This is a genomic window from Blautia sp. AF14-40 (assembly GCF_003479665.1).
GTDB classification, from domain to species: Bacteria; Bacillota; Clostridia; order Lachnospirales; family Lachnospiraceae; genus Fusicatenibacter; species Fusicatenibacter saccharivorans.
Window position 1 is genome coordinate 1 of the sequence record NZ_QUHK01000080.1, and the last position, 2,900, is coordinate 2,900.

Genomic DNA, 2,900 nt, shown 5'->3' on the forward strand with positions numbered 1-2,900 from the left:
CGGAAAGTCTACCACCGCGCCTACTACTCTCTGGACGCATACAGCTGGCTGGAAAATTACGCACTGGAACACAGCAGATCGCCGGAAGATATTTTGCTGGAACGAGAAGAAATGACCACCCGCCTGCACCTGATTGCAGCTCTGCCGGTGGCTCTGGCTCATGCCACTCCGACACAGGCCCGCCGTGTTCACGCCTATTACATTGCTGGTATCAAGCAGCCGGAAATCTCTCGGATAGAGGGCGTCCACAGCAGCAAGGTTAGCGTTGCCATCCGCCGGGGTCTGCGGAATATGCGCCGCTGCTATGATGGCTTTTTCCAAACAGAGTGAGGGCATGCCTATGCAGACCATCAATCTCAAACAATATTATCCATTTTGCAAAGAGGACATTTTTGTGGAGGTGTCCGATGAGATCGTCGAAGCGTTTCTTCTGGACAAGAGAGCCGAGGCCGCCAGAGATCGCAAGATGTTCCGGTATAAGGCATTTTATTCCCTCGATTGTAACGATGGAATCGAAAATGCCGCCATCGGCTGGGCGCAGCCATCGCCGGAGGACTACCTGATAGAAAAAGAAGAATTAGCCGAATACGAAGAACTGATACGGCGATTGTACGAAGCCATTTCTTCCCTGCCGCCTATGCAGGCTCGCCGTGTCCATGCCCGCTATATGCTGGGTATGAAAGTGAAAGATATTGCCGCAATGGAGGGTGTCACGCCATCACAGGCGGGAAAATCCATCCATGCCGCACTGCGGAGGCTGCGCCGGTACTTTGCTCGACAGAAATGGACGGTCAATCTATGAGTATTTCCAAAGAAAAGAGGTGCCTGACATGAACGAAAAAATTACAGCCCACCCCCAAAAAGAAGAACGGGAGAAAGTCCTGAAGGAGATTCGGCAGCTTGAAAACCGAAAGAAGATTTTGGAGAACAAGCATCGGAACGAAGAACGCAGGGTTCGCACCCGCCGCCTGATTGAGCGTGGAGCCGTTTTGGAGGGGATTTTCCCGTTGGCTCCCGACCTTTCCGGCGCAGAGGTTAAAGCATTTTTGATTGCCCTGTCCCATCTTCCGGGGGCTGCGGAATTGACTGCAAACCTGTCACAATCCGGGGACACGCCATAAGTCCCTTGTTTACAAGGGCGCACTTATACACCGTTGCCGGTGCTGTGCGCCCTGCCGGGGGCTGTTGCGTACTTCGTCCGCGATGGGGCGCTACACTCCCCAAACCCCTTGTGCGCTCTGCGCAGCCAGTCACCCGCTTTGCGTATGCCCGGCTCCACAGAGCCTGTTATCCCCTCACTGAAAGGAGGTGTTCCCCATAGATTTCTGTCATATCCCCGTCAGTATTATCAAGCGCAGCGCAGGCCGTTCTGCTGTTGCCGCAGCTGCTTACCGCAGCGGAACCAAGCTGACAAATGAATGGGACGGCATGACCCACGACTACACCCGGAAAGGCGGCATTGTTCATGCGGAGATCATGCTGCCTGCCTACGCCCCGCCGGAATTTGCAGACCGTTCTATCCTCTGGAACAGCGTGGAGCAAATCGAGAAAGCAAGGGACAGCCAGCTTGCCCGCGAGATTGAGGCAGCTTTGCCCCGCGAACTGTCCATAGAACAGCAGCTTGCCCTTGTCCGGTCCTATGTGAAGGACAACTTTGTAGACAAAGGAATGTGCGCCGACTTTGCTATCCATGACAAGGGAACCGGCAACCCTCATGTCCATATCATGCTGACGCTCCGGCCTTTGAAAGAAAATGGACAGTGGGGCGCAAAGTGCCGCAAGGCATACGACCTGGACGAGAATGGACAGCGTATCCCGGATGGGAAAGGCGGCTGGAAGAACTACCGGGAGGACACCACCGACTGGAACGACAAAGGGAATGTGGAGATTTGGAGGGCAGCGTGGGCGGCCTACATCAATCGGGCGTTGGAATCTGCCGGCAGACCGGAGCGCATTGACCATCGCAGCTATAAGCGGCAGGGCATTGATAAGATTCCCTCTGTCCATCTGGGGCCAGCCGCCAGCCAAATGGAAAAGCGCGGCATCCGCACCGACAAGGGCGAAGTAAACCGGCAGATCGCTGCCGACAACAAGCTGCTGAAAGAAATCAAAGCCCGCATTACCCGTCTTTATCGCTGGTCGAAAGACGAAGCGGAAAAACCACAAACACAGCAAAGCAGCTTGACCGCCTTGTGGGAGGCCCAGCAGCAGTTGAACGCTCCCCGCACCCACACCGGCAAAATCCGGGCTTTGCAGGAAAGCGCTGCACTATTCAGCTTTTTGCAGGCAAACGGCATCCAGTCTATGCAGCAGCTTCATGAAAAAATCGCTGATGTGAACAGTTGTTACTATGACCTGCGGGGAAAGATCGTCAAGGCCGAGCGCCGGATCACTACCCTTACCGAGCGCGGGGAGATGTGGGAACAGTACAACCAGTACAAGTCCATTCACAAGCAGCTTGCCAAAGTAAAGCCGGAAAAACGGGAACAGTTTGAACAGCGCCACAGCCGGGAACTGATTCTGTATGACGCAGCGGCCCGGTATCTGAAAGAACTGAAAAACAGCGGCGAGGCAATCACCCCGAAGGCATGGCAGCGGGAAATTGACCAGCTGGCCGCTGGAAAGCAGACGGACACGCTTGCCATGAAATCCATGAGGGATGATTTGAAAGGAGTGGAACGGCTCCGCAAAACCGCCGAGCAGCTGTCCCGACAGGAAAGGGACAAGTCTTACGACCGTGGGTCGGATCGGTAAAGGATACTGCATTTTGGCGTACCCCTGTCAAGTGCGTCGCATTTCACGACATACTTTTGCACACAGAAAAACCGCCGTACAGGTTTCCCCATACGGCGGCAGACTGTTTATTTGCCGAACAAGTCGCTGTGTGTGCCGGTGCGGGC

General features: G+C 54.9%; 4 protein-coding genes. All 4 read left to right on the forward strand.

Annotated elements, in window-relative coordinates; all coding sequences use genetic code 11:
- Positions 1-330 (forward strand): RNA polymerase subunit sigma-24 (locus tag DWW13_RS18190; protein WP_118720798.1); only part of this gene is annotated, 330 nt, incomplete at its 5' end.
- A gap of 10 nt (positions 331-340) precedes the next feature.
- Positions 341-802 carry an RNA polymerase sigma factor gene (locus DWW13_RS18195; protein ID WP_118512286.1) on the forward strand — a complete coding sequence of 154 codons (462 nt, stop codon included), beginning with the start codon at positions 341-343 and terminating at the stop codon, positions 800-802.
- Positions 803-830: 28 nt separating this feature from the next.
- Positions 831-1,121: a DUF3847 domain-containing protein gene (locus tag DWW13_RS18200; RefSeq protein ID WP_117541264.1), complete on the forward strand. Its 291-nt coding sequence runs from the start codon at positions 831-833 to the stop codon at positions 1,119-1,121.
- A 187-nt stretch (positions 1,122-1,308) separates the two neighbouring features.
- Positions 1,309-2,754, forward strand: coding sequence for a MobQ family relaxase (gene mobQ / locus DWW13_RS18205; RefSeq protein WP_118720800.1), 1,446 nt, complete (start codon positions 1,309-1,311; stop codon positions 2,752-2,754).
- Positions 2,755-2,900: the final 146 nt, after the last annotated feature.